General features: G+C 33.5%; 19 protein-coding genes, 1 tRNA gene, 1 other RNA gene and 1 pseudogene. 20 read left to right on the top strand and 2 right to left on the bottom strand.

Features of this window, described 5'->3' with window-relative positions; translation table 11 throughout:
• Positions 1 to 5 precede the first annotated feature (5 nt).
• From DYE58_RS02860 to DYE58_RS02845, 5 genes and pseudogenes are all read left to right on the top strand, one after another.
• Positions 6 to 593: an MptD family putative ECF transporter S component gene (locus tag DYE58_RS02860; protein ID WP_004819241.1), complete on the top strand. Its 588-nt coding sequence runs from the start codon at positions 6 to 8 to the stop codon at positions 591 to 593.
• Positions 593 to 1,282 carry an energy-coupling factor transporter transmembrane component T gene (locus DYE58_RS02855; RefSeq protein WP_004819240.1) on the top strand — a complete coding sequence of 230 codons (690 nt, stop codon included), beginning with the start codon at positions 593 to 595 and terminating at the stop codon, positions 1,280 to 1,282. Before DYE58_RS02860 ends, DYE58_RS02855 begins: the two co-directional genes overlap by 1 nt.
• Positions 1,275 to 1,763 (top strand): annotated as a pseudogene (locus DYE58_RS11295) (ABC transporter ATP-binding protein); the annotation flags it as partial. The gene DYE58_RS02855 and the pseudogene DYE58_RS11295, both read left to right, overlap by 8 nt.
• A complete protein-coding gene (locus DYE58_RS11620; RefSeq protein ID WP_257009104.1) occupies positions 1,740 to 2,651 on the top strand; it encodes an ATP-binding cassette domain-containing protein in 912 nt (303 codons plus the stop codon). The pseudogene DYE58_RS11295 and the gene DYE58_RS11620, both read left to right, overlap by 24 nt.
• Before the next feature lie 124 nt (positions 2,652 to 2,775).
• On the top strand, positions 2,776 to 3,630 hold the full coding sequence (locus DYE58_RS02845; RefSeq protein ID WP_004819233.1) for a CPBP family intramembrane glutamic endopeptidase: 855 nt from the start codon (positions 2,776 to 2,778) through the stop codon (positions 3,628 to 3,630).
• 39 nt (positions 3,631 to 3,669) lie between these two features.
• Here DYE58_RS02845 and DYE58_RS02840 read toward each other — a convergent pair whose 3' ends face one another.
• Entirely contained in the window at positions 3,670 to 4,188 is a 519-nt protein-coding gene (locus tag DYE58_RS02840) for a nitroreductase family protein (protein ID WP_004819231.1), read from the bottom strand.
• 441 nt (positions 4,189 to 4,629) lie between these two features.
• Between DYE58_RS02840 and DYE58_RS02835 the strand changes: the two genes are divergently transcribed.
• Positions 4,630 to 5,130 carry a GNAT family N-acetyltransferase gene (locus DYE58_RS02835; RefSeq protein WP_147285873.1) on the top strand — a complete coding sequence of 167 codons (501 nt, stop codon included), beginning with the start codon at positions 4,630 to 4,632 and terminating at the stop codon, positions 5,128 to 5,130.
• A 120-nt stretch (positions 5,131 to 5,250) separates the two neighbouring features.
• Here the strand turns inward: DYE58_RS02835 and DYE58_RS02830 are convergent, their stop codons facing one another.
• Positions 5,251 to 6,222 (bottom strand): biotin--[acetyl-CoA-carboxylase] ligase, encoded by a 972-nt coding sequence (locus tag DYE58_RS02830; protein ID WP_004819229.1) that lies wholly within the window; start codon positions 6,220 to 6,222, stop codon positions 5,251 to 5,253.
• Between the two features lie 106 nt (positions 6,223 to 6,328).
• Here DYE58_RS02830 and DYE58_RS02825 point away from each other — a divergent pair.
• The 14 genes from DYE58_RS02825 (at position 6,329) to tpiA (ending at position 18,378) form a co-directional block, all read left to right on the top strand.
• A tRNA-Ser gene (locus DYE58_RS02825) sits at positions 6,329 to 6,420 on the top strand.
• A 1-nt stretch (position 6,421) separates the two neighbouring features.
• Positions 6,422 to 6,688: signal recognition particle sRNA large type (ffs, locus tag DYE58_RS02820), an RNA gene on the top strand.
• Between the two features lie 261 nt (positions 6,689 to 6,949).
• Positions 6,950 to 7,186, top strand: coding sequence for a FeoA family protein (locus DYE58_RS02815; protein ID WP_306424709.1), 237 nt, complete (start codon positions 6,950 to 6,952; stop codon positions 7,184 to 7,186).
• A complete protein-coding gene (locus tag DYE58_RS02810; RefSeq protein WP_004819223.1) occupies positions 7,183 to 7,407 on the top strand; it encodes a FeoA family protein in 225 nt (74 codons plus the stop codon). Before DYE58_RS02815 ends, DYE58_RS02810 begins: the two co-directional genes overlap by 4 nt.
• 18 nt (positions 7,408 to 7,425) lie before the next feature.
• Positions 7,426 to 9,564: a ferrous iron transport protein B gene (gene feoB, locus DYE58_RS02805; protein ID WP_004819222.1), complete on the top strand. Its 2,139-nt coding sequence runs from the start codon at positions 7,426 to 7,428 to the stop codon at positions 9,562 to 9,564.
• Between the two features lie 4 nt (positions 9,565 to 9,568).
• Positions 9,569 to 9,730 (top strand): hypothetical protein, encoded by a 162-nt coding sequence (locus DYE58_RS11020; RefSeq protein ID WP_004819220.1) that lies wholly within the window; start codon positions 9,569 to 9,571, stop codon positions 9,728 to 9,730.
• 190 nt (positions 9,731 to 9,920) lie between these two features.
• On the top strand, positions 9,921 to 11,399 hold the full coding sequence (gltX, locus tag DYE58_RS02800) for a glutamate--tRNA ligase (RefSeq protein WP_004819218.1): 1,479 nt from the start codon (positions 9,921 to 9,923) through the stop codon (positions 11,397 to 11,399).
• A gap of 201 nt (positions 11,400 to 11,600) precedes the next feature.
• Positions 11,601 to 12,170: an alkyl hydroperoxide reductase subunit C gene (gene ahpC, locus DYE58_RS02795; protein ID WP_004819216.1), complete on the top strand. Its 570-nt coding sequence runs from the start codon at positions 11,601 to 11,603 to the stop codon at positions 12,168 to 12,170.
• Positions 12,170 to 13,693 carry an alkyl hydroperoxide reductase subunit F gene (ahpF, locus tag DYE58_RS02790; protein ID WP_004819214.1) on the top strand — a complete coding sequence of 508 codons (1,524 nt, stop codon included), beginning with the start codon at positions 12,170 to 12,172 and terminating at the stop codon, positions 13,691 to 13,693. The genes ahpC and ahpF overlap by 1 nt, the downstream gene beginning before the upstream one ends.
• A gap of 344 nt (positions 13,694 to 14,037) precedes the next feature.
• The gene (locus DYE58_RS02785; RefSeq protein WP_115311994.1) at positions 14,038 to 14,235 is read left to right on the top strand and encodes a hypothetical protein; all 198 of its coding nucleotides are present in this window, start codon (positions 14,038 to 14,040) and stop codon (positions 14,233 to 14,235) included.
• A gap of 97 nt (positions 14,236 to 14,332) precedes the next feature.
• Positions 14,333 to 15,382 (top strand): sugar-binding transcriptional regulator, encoded by a 1,050-nt coding sequence (locus DYE58_RS02780; protein ID WP_004819212.1) that lies wholly within the window; start codon positions 14,333 to 14,335, stop codon positions 15,380 to 15,382.
• Positions 15,372 to 16,388, top strand: a complete 1,017-nt coding sequence (gene gap, locus DYE58_RS02775) for a type I glyceraldehyde-3-phosphate dehydrogenase (protein WP_004819210.1) — start codon at positions 15,372 to 15,374, stop codon at positions 16,386 to 16,388. The genes DYE58_RS02780 and gap overlap by 11 nt, the downstream gene beginning before the upstream one ends.
• Positions 16,389 to 16,442: 54 nt before the next feature.
• Complete coding sequence (locus DYE58_RS02770) at positions 16,443 to 17,630, top strand: phosphoglycerate kinase (protein ID WP_004819207.1); 1,188 nt, start codon at positions 16,443 to 16,445, stop codon at positions 17,628 to 17,630.
• A 1-nt stretch (position 17,631) separates the two neighbouring features.
• Positions 17,632 to 18,378, top strand: coding sequence for a triose-phosphate isomerase (tpiA, locus tag DYE58_RS02765; RefSeq protein ID WP_004819204.1), 747 nt, complete (start codon positions 17,632 to 17,634; stop codon positions 18,376 to 18,378).
• Position 18,379 lies beyond the last annotated feature (1 nt).

Here is an 18,379-nt window from a genome sequence, read left to right as displayed (position 1 = left end):
AAATTATGGATAAAAAAGGATTGGAAGTTAAAGATTTAATAAATGCGGGATTATTTTCGATCTTACTTACAGCACTTTACTGGTGTGGAGGAATGATAGGGTTTATTCCGGTCTTGATGCCTATAGTACCATTCGTTGGAGCGCTTGTTTCTGCGCCGGTATTTATGCTGTATTCAACCAAGATTAAAAAATTCGGTATGGTTTTAATACTTGGAATAGTGGTGGGTCTTGTATTTATGATGAGCGGACACGGTCCTTATGTATTGCCGGGAACAGTGGTTACAGCTTTGATTTCTGAATACATTATTAAGTCCGGAAATTACAAGAGTATTAAGAAAGCTAGACTTGCATATACAGTTTTTGCGGTGTTTGCCGGATTTAATTTAATACCTATATTTTTTGCTAGAGAGGCTTATATTAAGCAAATTATAGCAATGGGATATCCTAAAGAATTTGTCAACAAGATGTTATCAGTCATGCCAACTTGGTCATTTATACCTATAGTGCTAATGGGGTGCCTTGGTGGATATATAGGAGCGACATTCGGAATAAAAATGTTAAACAAACATTTTAAGAGAGCGAATATGATCTGATGTTTGATTTTAGAACTAAACTTATTATGACTGTGACTTTGTCCACGGTATGTATTTCAGGAAATTTAGAATATACAGCTCCTCTATTAGCGTATTCTTTGGTAGTATTTCCATTTGTATTATTGCTTGAAAAAAAGAAGTATAAAATGTGTATAAAGGGTTTACTTGCAATAGTTATATCTATTTTTTTGACAAAGAATTTTGAAGAGGGAATGGGAATTTTATCTCTAATTACATTAATACTTGGAAGCATAATTAGAAGAATGTTGCCGGGGATAATGATGGGGTACTACGCAATATCCACAACAACTATGTCGGACTTGGTGGCGGCTTTAAAGGCTTGGCACTTTCCGGATGAACTCATAATACCTATAGCCGTCATGTTTAGATTTTTCTATTCACTACAAATAGATTTACAGTTTATAAATTATGGAATGAAGATGTACGGGATCACTATATCTAATTTTTTCAAAGACCCAATTAGATATTTTGAATTTAAAGTAGTACCATTGTTCATGGTTGCTTCAAAAACTGCGGACGATGTCTCCATATCTGCCATGAGCAGAGGGCTTGTGGTTGGGAAAGAAAGGACTTCTATATCTAACACAAGACTAAAAATTATAGATTACTTAATGATTTTAGGATGTGGTGTAGTGTTTGTAATATTTGTTAGAGGTAGGTATGCTTGAATTTAAAAATGTGACTTTAAAATATGCAAAAGATACAGTTTTGAATGGAATTTCAATGAAGTTTGAAAAAGGAACAATAAATGTAATAACAGGCAATTCAGGTTCAGGCAAGAGCTCTATTATGAAACTGATAAACGGAGTTATACCTCACTTTACAAAGGCTTATTTTAGTGGAGAGATACTTTTTAATAAGAAAAACATCTATGAACTGGACATAGCAAAACGGAGCGAAAGTATATAGACGGTGTTTCAAAATCCTAAAAGTCAATTTTTTTCAATAGACAGCTTTGATGAAATAGCTTTTGCGTTAGAAAACAGAAACATTCCGAGGAAGAAGATAATAGATACAATTGAAGAATATTCGACTCTGTTAAATACAAAACATCTACTAGGTAAAAATATTTTTAAATTGTCAGGAGGTCAAAGACAGCTAGTAGCTATAACGGGAGTGGCCGTTATGGATGGAGAAGTATATATTTTTGATGAACCTTCCTCGTCTTTGGATGGAAGTTCAATAGATGAATTCAAAAATGTGATAGAAAAGTTACGAGACATGGGCAAGATAATTATAGTAGCTGAACATAGGTTATATTTTTTAAAAGAACTCATGGATAAGCTCTACATCCTGAACAAAGGGAGAGTTACAGAGTTAAATAAAGACGATATAAGAGAAGAAACTGTATCTACATATGAACTTAGAACTCTTGAAAAAATAGTTAAAGAGAATGTGGACTGTGAATGGAGTAAAACGAACGTCTATGAAAAGCATGCTCCACGTGGAGCATTGGAGATGCGAGACTACAAGTATTGGTATGAGAGAGGCAAAGTTTTGTTCGACATGGATTTGTCGATTGATAGAGGGATAAATTTTATAGTTGGAGAGAACGGAATAGGAAAGACAACTTTTATAAGGAGTTTGTGCGGCCTTAATAAAAAATTTAAAGGAAAGACATTTTACAATGGAGAGAGAATAAAAAGACCACAGGATTATATTTCACTGGTCATGCAAGATGTGAACTATCAAATTTTTACAGAAAGTGTTTGGGAAGAACTCTCTTTGGCGACCGAAGATAATTTAAGTAAGGAGAGAGTGCTAAGAGTTTTAAACTTATTTGAAAAGAAAGACTCTCACCCACAAAGTTTATCGGGCGGAGAAAAACAGAGGTTATTAATTGCAAATGCTATTTTATCGGACAAGCCAATAGTGGTTTTAGACGAGCCGACGAGCGGGTTGTGCAATAAGACCATGAAATCTGTTGTAAACCTTTTGGATATGCTAAAAGAACGAGATAAAATTGTTATAGTAGTTACGCATGACTTTGAATTTATTAAAAATTCAAATGGTAAAGTTATAGAATTTGTGCATTAAATAAGGGCTATGCTTTGTTGCGTAGCTCTTTTTTATGAACAGTGCAATAGAAAAAGGTAATTAGTAAATATTGTATAGTTTTAGTATAATGCTATTATTAACATAATGACAATAGGAGAGACTTATGACAGAAAAACACTTATCTAAATATCAAGTTGTGGGAGGAATATTTTTATCAATTGTATGCTTAGTTATAGCGCAATTAGCAGCAATTGGAGTGGGAAGGATAGTAGTGAAGATAGGTATTCCAAATGCAGTAGCAAATATTTTCACGGGAGTAATATCTATTGTTTTAATATTAATAAATTTGAAGGTATTAATTGAAAAAGTACTTAAATCAACTTTGAATGAATATAGGATATGCCCAACTAATATGAAATTAAAGTATGTAGTTATAGGGTTTCTTATGGTTATTTTTGTAATAGTACTATTAATTACTACAGGTGCAGAATTTAAAATAGGAAATGCGACAAATAAACTCGAGATAATAACGGCTTCAGTATTCTTTTTTGGAATTGCAACAGGGATAGCTGAGGAGAGTATATTTAGAGGAGTAATACTTGGAATTTTGGAAAAGAAACTAAATAGAAAATGGGCTATTTTAATACCGTCAGTTATATTCGGAGGATTACATATAATTGGCAGAGACTTGGATATTATAAGTATAATTCAATTAATGGTTGCAGGAACTTTTGTTGGGATATTATTTTCTCTAATAACTATTGAAAGCAATAGTATTTGGAATAGTGCCATTGTACATAGTATATGGAATATAGTATTTATTGGTAAAATAATAAATATAGGTATATCAGAAAATCCGGAATCTATTTATAATATAGTTTTATTGTCAAAAAACTTATTGATTACCGGTGGGGATTTTGGAGTAGAAGCTTCTCTACCATCAATTTCGATATATATAATTTTTTCTTTAGTAGTATATAAATTGTTAAAAAATAATGATAGATATTTTCAAAATTGAGATACAAATAAAAAAGGGCGAGATGATCGCCCTAAAATTTTAGAATGTGTTGTAGTGTATTTTTTCGTCAACTTCAAAATCTTTTCTTTTTCTAACTCTTTCGTTTCCATATCCAACAGGAATCATGCAGACGGCTTTTAAGTTTTTAGGGAAGTTTAGGAAACTTTTTAAGTAAGCCTGTATTTCTTCTCCGTTAGATGCTTCACCTTCTTTTAAGTTTACCCAACAAGTATTAAGCCCTTCTTCTTGAGCAAGAAGTTGGAAATAAGCTGCAGAAATAGCGCTCTCTTCAACCCAAGTTGTAGTGGTTTCAGTATTTGCAAGGATTACTATAGCCATTGGAACCTCAGCTATGTATTTTGTTGAGAAAGAGCCGACGTTTGAAAGTTTTTCTAAAATTTCTTTGTCAGTTACAACTAAAAACTCAACCGGCCTTGCGCTCTTATAAGATGGCCCCATAAGTGAATATTTTAATAAATCTTTTACTAATTCTACATCTACAGAATTTTCTTTATATTGTCTAATACTTCTTCTCTCTTTAATTAAATCTTTTAACATATTTCACCTCATATTTATTTAATTCTCATTATTTATACCAAAATAAATATTTTCATAAACCTTTAATGCCATGATAAATAAAAAATTAAAAAAATACAAATTTAAATCAACATTTGAATGAAAGATTAGAATGTATAGATTAGTTTAACATAAAAACAACAAAAAATGAAAACGTGTTTTCAAAAAAATAGAACTAAATTAATCTGGGTAAATTACAAATATTTTTCAAAAAATATTTATGAAAAGGCTTGCAATATGTTTCGTAAAGTGCTATCATTATATTGTAAATATCCTGAGTAATGGATATTTCAATCATCTTTTTTCTTCCCAGCTATACATAAAAAGACATCTAAATTGGATGTCTTTTTGATTTTTAGAGAAACTTTAGAAAAGTTAAAATATAAATAAAGATTAAGCTTAGAAAATGTTAGTTAATATGAAGTGATAGTTAAACAACTAGGGATGTATTTGGATAAATTTGAAGTAAGAATTACTACAGAACAAGATATTTTTGAAATTTGTAATTGGAGATATGAAGAACCTTATGACGTGCATAATTATCCGGAATTTGAAATTTTAAGGGAGCAAGAATGGGGAATTTTATTTAAGGAGACAAGAGAAAGAGAGTTTCTGTCTCTATATAAAAATAGAGAATTAATAGGTAATTTCAGATTTATAGAGAATGAAAAAAATGTAATTCTTGGACTATCTTTAAAGCCTGATTTTTGCGGCCAGGGATTTGGTAGTAAATTTATGAGAATTATATTGAAAGAGTATAATAATAGATTTGAAGATAAAAATTTAATTTTAAAGGTTAGGGAATTTAACAAAAGGGCTATTAAATTATATAAAAATTCAGGGTTTATAATAATTGGAAGTGAAATTAGAAATATAAATGGAGAAAACATTAAAATGCTTATAATGCAATATAAAGCTAATTAGGAGTTTAAGTTATATGAGAATTTCTAATTAAATTTATATAATGATATGTTTATGATTTATACAGAAGTTAAACAAAAGGACGCATATATAATATGACGTCCTAAAGTTAAATTATAGTTTTTAAAATTGGCCGCGAACGGAAACTTCCCCTGAAGAAAGTGTCATCAGTTTACTATCGTCTGTTTGGACTATTAAATTTCCCTTTTCATTTATATCTTTTGCAATGGCTTCGTACTTAGTTCCGTTGAGTTCGAAATTTACATATCTTCCGAGTAAAAGAGAATGAGATTTATATTCGGATAATATTTCTTCGTCAGGTTTATAATAAAGAGCTTTGTAAAACTCATTTATTACTTCGGCGACAAGTTCAGATCTAAGTAAATTTTCAGCATACAGAGAACCTGCAATAGGACTTAATTCGTCTATAAATTCTGTTGTGAAATTTATGCCGATTCCTGTGACTATAGAGTGAACTTTCTTAGATTCAAAGTCTATGTCAGCTTCAGTTAGTATTCCACAGATTTTTTTGTGGTTTAAAAATATATCATTCACCCATTTTATTTCAGGTTTTTTGTCCGTAGTCTTTTCAATTGCCTTAACAATAGAGACGGCTGCCTTTATAGTGACTAAGTCAAATGAATTATATGAAAAATCTTCTTTAGGGAAGAATACAATAGAAAAATAGACTCCAGTTCCCTTAGGAGATTTAAAAGTTTTTCCACGACGACCTCGTCCGGCAGTTTGTTCATCAGAAACTAAAACTGTGAAATTTGAAAGATTTTCAGAATTTAAAAGGCGCTTTGCCTCTGTGTTAGTTGAGTCGATAGTTTCATAAACTCTGACATCACTTTCTTTTATTTCAGAATCTAAGTAGTTTATAATTGCCCACTTATCCAACTTATCAGATGAGTTATCCAATTTATACCCTCTGTTGGTTACAGAACTGATATTATGACCATCATTTTTTAAATTTTTAACAGCTTTCCACACAGCCGTTCTAGATACACCAAGTTGAAGAGCTATGCTTTCTCCAGACATATGGATATCTCTATTTTCTTCGAGTATTTTTAAAACTTTATCTTTAGTTGACATTTAATCACTTCCTAATAAAATTATAGTTTATTTTTGTAATTAGGTAAACAAACTTTTCAATTTGACAATAGCTTGCAAAAAATGTAAAATGAAAGTCTAAACATGTGGAGAGATGGTCGAGCTGGTTTAAGGCGCGTGCCTGGAAAGTGCGTATGCCCCATAAAGGCATCGGGGGTTCGAATCCCCCTCTCTCCGCCATCCATGATAGACGGGGAATTAGCGATGCCTTGTAACCTGCAATTCGCTATAGCAGGGTTGAATTCCCGTTCAAGGATTTTTGTTTGTATAGCCTGCCCCAAGCAAGTGGCGGTGACGATAGGGTCCCATACAATGTATACTTGTGAATCGTGTCAGGTCTTGACGGAAGCAGCACTAAGCAAGTTCATGCGTGTGTTATGGGGGTGCCTTATCTGAGTTAACTACTTGGGTACCGTATGTGAACAATAATTCGAAAGCGGGTTCATGGTACATATTAAAATCAACCACCTATAGGGGTGGTTTTTTTGTGTGAAATTTTAAAATTTAAAGAAAATATTCAAAGCTTCCAAGAAATAGTTAACCAATATAAACAAAAGAATTTATTTTAGAATTGATTTAAATTTTACAAATAGGAGTAATAATATTTTTCAATTATAGTGATTTTTTATGAATTTATGCTATAATATTGTAGAAGTTAATACAAATTATCATTTATACGCTGTTAATGATAATAGATAGGAGAAATATTATGTTGAGTTTATTAATGGCTCCGATAGATAAGGAGTTAAAAATATTAAAAGTTAAGTCTAATAAACTTCCAACGGATTCACAGGCAAAGCATTTAAACAATCTTGGATTTATAGAAGGTTCAACTCTAAGAGTTGTAAGTGAGAACAATGGAAATTTAATTGTAAATATTAAGGGTGCTAGAGTTGCAATAGGAAAAGACATAGCATCAGCATTTATGGTAGGGGAGTTACAATGACGCTAAGAGAAGCAACAGTAGGAAGTTATTATAAAGTTAAAAAGATTAATGGAGTCGGTCCGTTAAAGAGAAGAATTATGGATATGGGAATAACTAAAGGAGCAGAAATTTACATAAGAAAAGTGGCGCCACTTGGAGACCCCGTACAAATTAACATAAGAAACTATGAACTCAGTATAAGAAAAGAAGATGCTGAGCTTATTGAAATTGAAGAAATGTAATTATAACGGGAGGAAAGAATGGCATATACAATCGCATTAGCGGGTAATCCCAACAGTGGGAAGACTACGCTTTTTAACACGCTTACAGGTTCTCATCAATACGTTGGAAACTGGCCGGGTGTAACAGTAGAAAAGAAAACAGGGGAATACAAAAAAGATAGGGAGATATTTTTTACGGACCTTCCAGGAATTTATTCGCTATCTCCATATACACTAGAGGAAGTTGTATCAAGAGATTATCTATTAAATGAAAAACCTGATGCAATTATAAATGTAGTTGACGCATCAAATATAGAGAGAAATCTTTATCTTACAACACAACTTTTAGAGCTTGGAATACCTACAGTAATAGCTTTAAATATGATGGACGTTGTAAGAAAGAATAAAGATAAGATTGACACTAAAAAACTTGAGAGAGAACTTGGCTGCAAGATAGTTGAGATATCTGCGCTAAGAAATGAAAATATAGATGTTCTTGTACAAGAGGCTATAAAGATTTCGGAAAATAACTACAGCATTAAATTTTCTGAAGGTGTTGAGAAATATCTTGTGGAAATAGAAACTATGTTGCCAAAAGTTTCAAATGATACAGCTAAGAGATGGTTACTTATAAAATTGTTTGAACTTGATAACAAATTAATTGAAAAATTAAATTTAACACAAGGGCAAATAGATAGATTAAATAAGATAGCAGAGGAAGCTGAGAAAGAATATGATGACGATACTGAGGGTATCATAACCGATGAAAGATACTCAGCTATCACTGATATGACAACAACAGCAGTTAAAAAGGGAACAGTAGGCCTTACTACTTCAGATAAAGTAGATAGAATTATAACAGATAGATTTTTAGCGATTCCAATTTTTGCAGGGCTTATGTATGTTATCTACTACATAGCGATAAAAATCGTTGGCGGACCAGTAACAGAGTGGGTAAATGAAGCTCTATTTGGTGGATTTATAGCTAATGGAGCTACTGAATTTCTTGAATCAATGGAAGTTGCGCCTTGGCTTGTATCTTTAATAGTTGATGGTGTAATAGGCGGAGTTGGTGGAGTATTAGGGTTTTTACCTATAATAGCGACTCTATTTTTCTTGATATCACTGTTAGAAGATGTTGGATACATGGCGAGGATTGCCTTTATATTAGATAAAATTTTCAGAAGATTTGGACTTTCAGGGAAGAGTTTCATTCCTATTTTGATTGGGACGGGATGTTCAGTTCCAGGAATTATGGGTACAAGAACTATAGAAAATGACAATGATAGAAGAATGACTATTGCAACGGCATCATTTATGCCTTGTGGTGCAAAAACTGAAATTATTGCCATGTTTACAGCTGTGTTAGGGGGACATTTTTGGTATGGACCTCTTTGGTACTTTGGAGGAATTTTAGCCGTAATAGTTACTGGTGTAATTTTGAAAAAGACAAAGAGATTCCATGGTGACCCGGCGCCATTTGTAATGGAGCTACCTCAATACCATTTCCCATCTATAGTTAATTGTCTAAAGGCTACATGGAATAGATGTAAGGCGTTTATAATTAAAGCTGGAACAGTTATCTTGCTATGTACTGTGGCCATTTGGTTCTTACAAAATATTTCAATTCACGGAGATTTCTTGGATTGGGAATCTGAGTCAGTAGATTCTATTTTGTCATTCGTAGGTAAGAAGATAGCAATTGTATTTGCTCCACTTGGATTTGGAGAGTGGAAAGCAGCGGTTGCAACTGTGCTTGGTTTAGTTGCAAAAGAAGTTGTAGTAGGTACGTATGGTGTAGTTGCTGGAATTGGAGAAGTTGGGGCAGATGATCCGGGTCTAGTACCGTTGATTCAACAAAACTTTACAACCGTTTCAATTATTTCATTTATGTTCTTTAACCAATTGACAATACCTTGTTTTGCGGCAGTTGGGGCGATAAGAGAAGAGATGAATGATAGAAAATGGTTCTGGTTTACAGTTGGATACCAAATATTATTCTCCTATACAGTAGCGCTTATGATATATCAATTCGGAAGAGTTTTAGTAATGCATGAACCGGCTAATTTTATGACGGCAATAGCAATTGTAATCTTGGCTGTATATCTATATCTTTTATTTAGACCTAATAAATATAAAGACATAAAAGGAGTACAAGCCAGGTCAGTAAAGGAGTAAGAAGATGAATGTTACAGTATCTACAGTAGTAGTTTTGGTGTTACTTTGCGTGGCTTTAGGCTTTGCGATCAAAAGAGTTTTTTCAAAGAAGTCAACTTGTGATTGTGGAAGTTGTAATAGCAATTGTTGCGGAAATCCACACGGAGAGCATAAAGACATTTATTGATTTGATATGTATGATATAATATCTTACAGAGAGTAAGTATTTTAAAGGCCTCGAAAGAGGTCTTTTTAAATGGCAATATTTACAAGAATTTAGTTTTTTTATATAATCATTCATAAGATATTAAACGGCAGTTGTCGTATAGATAGATGAATGACCTAGCTTTATAATCATTTACAGGGGGATTAGAATTATGGATAATGTCAGAGTTAGATTTGCGCCAAGTCCAACAGGATATCTACATATCGGAGGACTTAGAACAGCGCTTTACAATTACTTATATGCAAAGAAAAATGGTGGACAGTTTATTCTTAGAATAGAAGATACAGATAGAACAAGATTTGTAGAGGGAGCAATTGAAAATTTAATAGACTCTTTAAAGTGGGCTGGAATTGACTACGATGAAGGAGTTATGGTTAAAGACGGCAAAGTGGTAGAAGTTGGAGAAACTGGGCCATATATTCAATCTCAAAGACTAGATATTTATAAGAAATATGTTGATGAACTTATAGAAAAAGGATATGCATACTATTGTTTCTGTTCAAAAGAAAGACTTGATAAAGTAAGAGAAGAGCAGAAGATAAAAGGTATGGTTCCCAAATATGACGGATTCTGCAGAGATATACCACTAGAAGAAGCTAAAAAGAGAATTGAAGCCGGAGAAGAGTATGTAGTCAGATTAAAATTGCCAAGAAATAAAGACATATCTTTTGAAGATGCGGTAAGAGGTAGAGTTACAATCAATACAGATGAAATTGATGACCAAGTTTTAATGAAATCAGACGGATTTCCAACATACCATATGGCAGTCGTAGTAGATGACCATTTGATGGGAATAACTCACGTGGTAAGAGGGGAAGAGTGGTTACCATCAACACCAAAACATGTATTTTTATACGAAGTACTAGGCTGGGCAGCACCTACATTTGTACATCTACCAACAGTTTTGAATAAAGATCGTAAGAAGCTTTCAAAACGTCAAGGAGATGTTTCAGTAGAAGATTTTAAAAACAAGGGGTATTTACCCGAAGGTTTAGTAAACTACTTAGCGCTTGTTGGTTGGAGTAGTGAAGATGGAGAAGAAATCTTCACTCTTGATGAGATGGTAGATAAGTTCACTTTTGAAAGAGTTGGAAAGAGCGGCGGTATTTTTGATGTAGAAAAATTGAACTGGGTAAATGCTCACTATATTAAACAATATCAAACAGAAAAGATAGCAGAACTTTCAATGCCTTTTATGGTGGCAGAAGGACTTATGACAGAAGAGGAAATGAAATCAAATTGGGATTGGTATGTTCTTCTAATTGAAACGGTTAAAGAGAGTTTGAGTAACTTAAGTGAAGTGCCTGAAAAAGTTAGATTCTTATTTGGAGATTTAAACATCACAGAAGAAGAGGCAAAAGAAGAACTTGCAGGTGAACAAGTACCGGATTTAATAAAAGCATTTGAAGATGAGTTAAGTTCTATAGAAGAAGTTGACCAAGAATTTGCAAATGGAGTTATGAAAAAAATCCAAAAATCTACAGGAATAAAGGGGAAACAACTCTTCATGCCTATAAGGGCAGCCATTTCTGGAAATGTTCACGGTCCTGAACTTAAGAACATCATCTATTTACTTGGAAAAGAACAACTTTTGAAGAGACTTGACGAAGCAAAAGCGTTTAGAAAATAAATGCTTTTGTATTTAAGGTATGGCGATTAATCGGCGTACCTTTTTTTAGAATTTTAAATAAAATCTACAAAAAAAGTATAAAAAACATTGATAATAGGTTTCAAACAAAATTTTAGGGGGTATACTTAACGTGTAAGTCATAAATTACAAATAATATTCTTAAAAAAATTAAGAAATAGATAAATTACTTAAGGAGGAAATATGTCATTAATAGGAAAACAAATACCAGAATTTAAAGCAAATGCTTATAATCCAAAGAAAGAAGAGTTTGTAACAGTATCAAATGAAAACTTAAAGGGGAAGTGGAATGTAATTATGTTCTACCCGGCAGATTTCACTTTTGTATGTCCAACAGAACTTGAAGATTTACAAGAACAATATGCAACACTTCAAGGATTAGATACAGAAGTATATTCAGTATCAACTGATACACACTTTGTTCACAAGGGATGGCATGATCATTCTGAAGCTATAAGCAAACTTGAATACACAATGATTGCTGACCCTTCTAAAGAAATTGCAAGAAGCTTTGAAGTTCTTGATGAAGAAGCAGGAATGGCACAACGTGGAACATTTATCGTAGACCCGGACGGAGTTGTACAAGCTTGTGAAATCAACGCAGATGGAATCGGACGTGACGCAAGCGCACTAATCGATAAGATAAGAGCAGCTCAATTCGTACGTAACAACCCTGGTCAAGTTTGCCCGGCAAAATGGAAAGAATCAGGAAAAACTTTAACTCCAGGACTAGACCTAGTAGGTAAAATTTAATGAGTCTTGATGTTAATTTGAAAAATCAATTAGCACAATATTTACAACTTCTTGAAAAAGAAGTTGTAATTACTTTATCGGTGTCTAATGATGAAAATTCAAAAGAGGTTAGAGATTTTGTAACTGAAATTTCAGAAATGTCAGATAAGCTTAGTCTTAAAGAGGGAGAATTGGAATTCAAACCAAGTTTTTCACTTAGCTCTAAAATGAGCGAGGGAGTTGTATTTGCCGGTGTGCCTTTGGGACATGAATTTGAGTCTTTCGTTTTAGCGCTTTTACAAGTTGGTGGAAGAACTCCAAAAATTTCTGAATATGAAATAAACAGAATCAAAGCGATAGATAGAGAACTAAACTTTGAAACGGTAGTTAGTTTAAGTTGCCATAACTGTCCTGATGTTGTACAGGCATTGAACATAATGTCAGTTTTAAATCCTAATGTAAAACACACTATGATAGAAGGCGGAATGCACAAAGAGCTTGTTGAAAAAAGAGGAGTGATGGCAGTCCCGAGTGTATTTTTAAATGGTGAGGAATTTGCAAATGGACGTATGACATTAGAGCAAATTTTAGATAAAGCCGTTGGAGAATCCGCACAAGATAAATTTGAAGGGGTTGAACCCTTTGACGTCTTAGTAATCGGCGGTGGTGCAGCAGGTGGTGCAGCAGCTGTATATGCAGCGCGTAAGGGCATTAGAACTGGAATAGTTTGCGAAGAATTCGGTGGACAAGTTAAAGAAACTCTTGGAATTGAAAATATAATAGGTACATCATATACTGAAGGACCTAAATATATGGAAGAAGTTAGAGCTCACGTCTTGAGCTATGATGTTGCATTGATGGAAAATGCAAAAGTCGAAGATGTAGTGCCTGGGGAAATGATTACTGTTGTAACAAATAAAGGTGAACTTAAATCCAAAACTGTAATCATAGCGACAGGAGCAAAGTGGAGACTTATAGGAATACCTGGAGAAACAGAACTTAGAAATAAGGGTGTTGCATATTGTACACATTGTGATGGACCACTTTTCAAAGACAAGAAAGTTGCGGTAATAGGCGGCGGAAACTCAGGTGTTGAAGCTGCGATTGACTTAGCTGGAATGGCTAAGGAAGTACTACTTTTAGAATTCCTGCCAGAATTAAAGGCAGACGAGGTTTTACAAAAGAGATTGAAATCACTTTCTAATGTAAAAATAGTAACTAATGCACAAACTTCTGAAATAAAGGGAACAGAAAAAGTAGAAGGTATTACTTATACTGACAGGATAAGTGGAGAAACAGTAGAGTCTGAAATAGACGGTTGTTTCATACAAGTTGGATTAGTTCCAAGTACAGAGTGGCTTGGAGATAGAGTTGAAACAAATAACCACAAAGAGATTGTTGTAAATAGAGAAGGCGCAACAAATGTCGAAGGGATATTTGCAGCAGGAGATTGTACAGACACTGCATTTAAACAAATTATAATTGCAGAGGGAAGTGGAGCAACAGCAGCTTTAGGTGCATTTAATTATTTAATGAGAAAATAGATAGACAAGGCAGGTTTAATTCTGTCTTGTTTTTTATATATCATGGGTTAAAGAAGTTAATCTATAGAATTCTTAATGAATTAGATAGATTGATTTAATATGGTTGTGTGTTAGAATAAAAATATAATAAAATCGAAAAAATGTTTTATAAAATTGAATCAAAGGACATATTAAAGATGGAATAGTTTATGAAAATGAACCTATTGAACCAGATATAAATATAAGTATAGAACAAAGCTATGAGATTTTACTTAAGTGGCTAAAAGAATTTAAGTAATAATCTAACAATTTAGCTTATTCGTAATATTAAAACGCACAATAAAAATAATACTTTAGGAGGGTCTATGAAAAAAATAATTGCAAGTACATTAATCTACTGGAGTGTGTTGAGTTATTATATTTTTATAGGTAAAAAACATATATTTAAGTATTTTACGCCCCAAGAAAAAAATGAATATATTTTTAGAGCTGTCATAATTTATTTTTTGTGTATGTTTATTGGTGGTATAGTTAATCATTTTTACAATAAGAGAAAGATGTGAATCCAATTTTAAAGGTGGGGTTTTTTAATTTCAATATATTATTTATAAACTATTGACTGAAGGAGTGTATGTGATATACTCTTAGTGGGAACAAAAAATGACAAGCGGGACAAAAGGTGCGAATATGAATTTAGAATTTTTAATAGAGTTTGTGCCTGAACTTCATGATTTGTTTATAAAAAGATATGAATTACTTAAATATATAAGCATAAATGGAAGAGTGGGCAGAAGGACAATTGCACAAGGTATGGACATCTCTGAGAGAGTTGTTAGAGATGAAATTGAAAAGCTTAAAGCTCAAGATTTTATTGCTGTTTCTTCTTTCGGTATAGAGATATTGGAGAAGGGAAGTAAGTTCATAAGTGAATTGAGTTCTGTTTATCGTGAGATGAACAGTTTACGTTCTCTAAGCATTGAAGTTGAAAAGTGTTTGGGTGTTAAGAGTGTGTTCATTGTTGAAAGTGGCACTCATGCTGAGACGGTGAAGAACTTAGGCGCTCAGGCGGCAATTGTATTTGAAGATCACATCTCTAAAGGGGAATTGATAGGTGTGACTGGTGGCGAGACTATCTATAGTGTTTCGGAGTCTATCGTATCGAGAGATGAAAAATTTGATGTGACAGTGATTCCGGCCAGGGGTTCTGTTGGTAGCCAAGCTAGATTTCAAGCTAACACAATTGCATCCAGAATTGCAAATAAATTAAATGCGAAGTTACAACTTTTGCCTATACCGGAGACTGTTTCGAAGCAGGCTATGGAAATTTTCTTAAGCGATAGTGAAATGAGAGAAGCTTATGAGATGTTAAAGAGTTTAGATGTTTTGCTGTTTGGTATAGGTAGAGCTGATGTTATGTTGGCAAGAAGGGGTATAAATGAAGAGAAAAGTTCGAAAGTTTTAAACTGTGGAGCTGTGTCTGAAGCATTTGGAAATTATTTTAATTTAAAGGGAGATAGAGTTTATTCTCAAGAGAGTGTCGGCATAAGTTTGGATAAGTTTTTAAGCATACCTAAGATTATAGGTGTTGCAGGTGGGGTTGAAAAAGCACAAGCTATTATAAGTATTTCAACTCTTAGACCTGATATGGTTTTAGTTATAGATGAAAGTGCAGCGCACGAGATTATTAAGGAGGTAAATTATGGCAGTTAATGTAGCTATTATGGGATTTGGAAGAATAGGTAGAGATGTTTTAAGAGGTTGGGCTCTTAGAGATGAAAAGAGTTTTAATATTACTCACATAGCTGATTTAAAGGCGAGTGAAAAGATAAAAGAACACGCTCATTTATTTAAATATGATTCAGTATATAGAAAATTCCCTGGCGAAGTTGAAGTTGTAGAAGATGGATTTTTAGTAAATGGAAATAAGGTTACAGTTATCGATGGAAAGTTACCAAGTGAAATGAACTGGGGAGAATTAGGGGTTGATATAGTAATTGAATCAACTGGTGCATTTACTGAATATGCAAAAGCTCACGGACACATCGAAGCTGGTGCTAAAAAGGTTATTATTTCTGCTCCTGCAAAGGGAGATGTCAAGACAATAGTAATGGGAGTTAACGATTCAGAATATGACAGTGCTGTTCATGATGTAATTTCAAATGCTTCTTGTACAACTAACTGTTTAGCTCCTGTAACAAAAGTTATTCTTGAAAACTTTGGTATCGAAAGAGGAATCATGACAACTGTTCATGCGTATACTAATGACCAAAAAATTCATGATGCTCTTCATAAAGATATGAGACGTGCAAGAGCAGGAGCTGAAAATATAATTCCTACAACAACTGGAGCAGCTCAAGCGGTTGCAAAGGTAATTCCTGAAGTTGAAGGAATTTTAACTGGTATGGCAATGAGAGTTCCTGTTCCAACTGGTTCTGTAGTTGATGTTACTTTTGAAATTTCTAAAGAAGCTACTGTTGAAGAAATCAATGCAGCTATTAAAAAGGCTTCTGAAAATGAATTAAAAGGAGTTTTAGCATACACTGAAGAAGATATAGTATCTTCTGATATAGTTGGAGATCCTCATTCTTCAATCTTTGATTCACAACTTACAATTGTAAAAGACAGACTTGTGAAATTAGTTTCTTGGTACGACAATGAATGGGGCTATTCACAAAGAGTTGTTGATTTAACAGATAAAGTTAGCAAAGGACTTTAAGTTGAGATAAATTAGCGGAAGCTTTTTGCTTTCGCTTTTTCTTATGGAGGAAAAATGAAAAAGACTATAAAAGATTTAGATTTAAAAGGAAAGAGAGCGGTAATAAGAGTTGACTACAATGTGCCACTAAAAGATGGAAAAGTTACTAATGATGCCAGAGTAAGGGCAAGTCTTGAAACTATAAATACAGTTTTAGCGGCAGGAGCATCAGTAGTTTTACTATCTCATCTTGGAAGACCTAAAGGAAAATACTCTGAAGAGTTTTCTTTAAAACCGGTTGTGGGAGTTTTAGAAAACCTAATTGGTAAAAAAGTTAAATTCATCCCAGATGAAGAAGTTGTTTCAGATAGAGTTTTGGAAGAGGTTAGAGAACTAAAAGCCGGAGAAATAGCATTGCTTGAAAATACAAGATTTGTAGCAGGGGAAGAAAAAAATGACCCTGAGTTTGCAAGAAAACTATCAAGTCTTGGAGATGTATATATAAATGATGCATTTGGCACAGCACACAGAGCACATGCTTCAAATGTAGGAATAGCACAAAATTTACCATCAGCTATGGGATATTTAGTTGAAAAAGAGGTAAAATATATTAAAAATGCAATTGAAAATCCAAAGAGACCTTTTGTTGCAATTTTAGGAGGAGCAAAGGTTTCAGACAAAATTGGGGTAATAGACAATTTACTTGGAATAGTAGATAAGATTATAATAGTAGGTGCAATGGCAAATACGTTTGTAAAAGCCATGGGATGTGAAGTTGGGAAGTCTCTTGTTGAAGATGATAAGCTTGAGCTTGCCAAAGAACTTATTTCAAGAGCAAAGGAAAATGGAGTAGATATGATACTGCCGGTCGACTTTGTAATAGCAGAAGAATTGAAATCGGGAGTTCCAACTGAAGTTGTAGCTGCTAATGAAATTCCAAGTGATAAAGCCGCATTTGATATAGGACCGGAGTCGGTTAAGAGGATAGAAGATGCATTAAATGGTGCGGCAACTGTAATCTGGAATGGACCTTGTGGAGTTTTTGAAATAGATGAATTTGCTAAAGGTACTTTCTCAGTAGCAGAAGCTTTGGCAAATCTTAAAGACGCCATAACTATTGTTGGCGGCGGAGATTCGGGAGCTGCTGTTGAAAAGAGCGGTGTTGAGGATAAGATTTCACACGTTTCAACTGGTGGTGGAGCAAGCCTTGAAATGTTAGAGGGTAAAGTTTTACCTGGAATAGATATAATTGAGGAGGCATAATATGAGAAAAAAACTTATAGCCGGAAATTGGAAAATGAATTTAAATGCAAGTCGAGCTCAAGATATGCTAGTGGAGTTTATAGAAAAGCCACTTGCTATAGATGTTGATGTATTGGTAATTCCGCCATTTACGTCAATACCAAAGGCTTATGAGGTGTTAAATGAAACACATATAATGTTGGGAGCTCAAAATTTAAGTGAACAAAATGAAGGGGCGTACACAGGTGAGATTTCAGCTGAAATGCTAACTGATTTAAATGTAACTCACGTACTAATAGGACACTCTGAGAGGAGAACTTACCAACAAGAAAGCGATGAATTATTAAATAAAAAAATAAAGAGAGCGTTGGAAGCAAATATTGTTCCTATACTTTGTGTTGGGGAATCTAAAGAAGAGCGTGATGAAAATCGTGCGTTTGATGTTGTCAAAGCTCAAATTGTAAATGGACTTAATGAAGTTGAAAACGATGGAAGCATAATAATAGCTTATGAGCCTACTTGGGCAATTGGGACAGGAGATGTTTGCAGTCCTGAAGATGCAGAAGAAATGGCTAAATTTATAAGAGAAACTATTGAGGGACTTTATGGCAAAGAAGTTTCTGAAAAGACAAGAATTCTATACGGAGGTTCAGTTAAGCCAAATAATGTAGCTGAATTAATGGGAAGAGAAAATATAGATGGAGCTCTTGTTGGAGGAGCATCTTTAAAAGCAGATGATTTTGAAAAATTAGTAAATTTTGGAGAATAAT

Origin of the sequence: Peptoniphilus indolicus (assembly GCF_900454665.1) — a bacterium.
GTDB classification, from domain to species: domain Bacteria; phylum Bacillota; class Clostridia; order Tissierellales; family Peptoniphilaceae; genus Peptoniphilus; species Peptoniphilus indolicus.
Note: the sequence above shows the minus strand (reverse complement) of the source record. Positions and strands in the feature narration are given on the sequence as shown.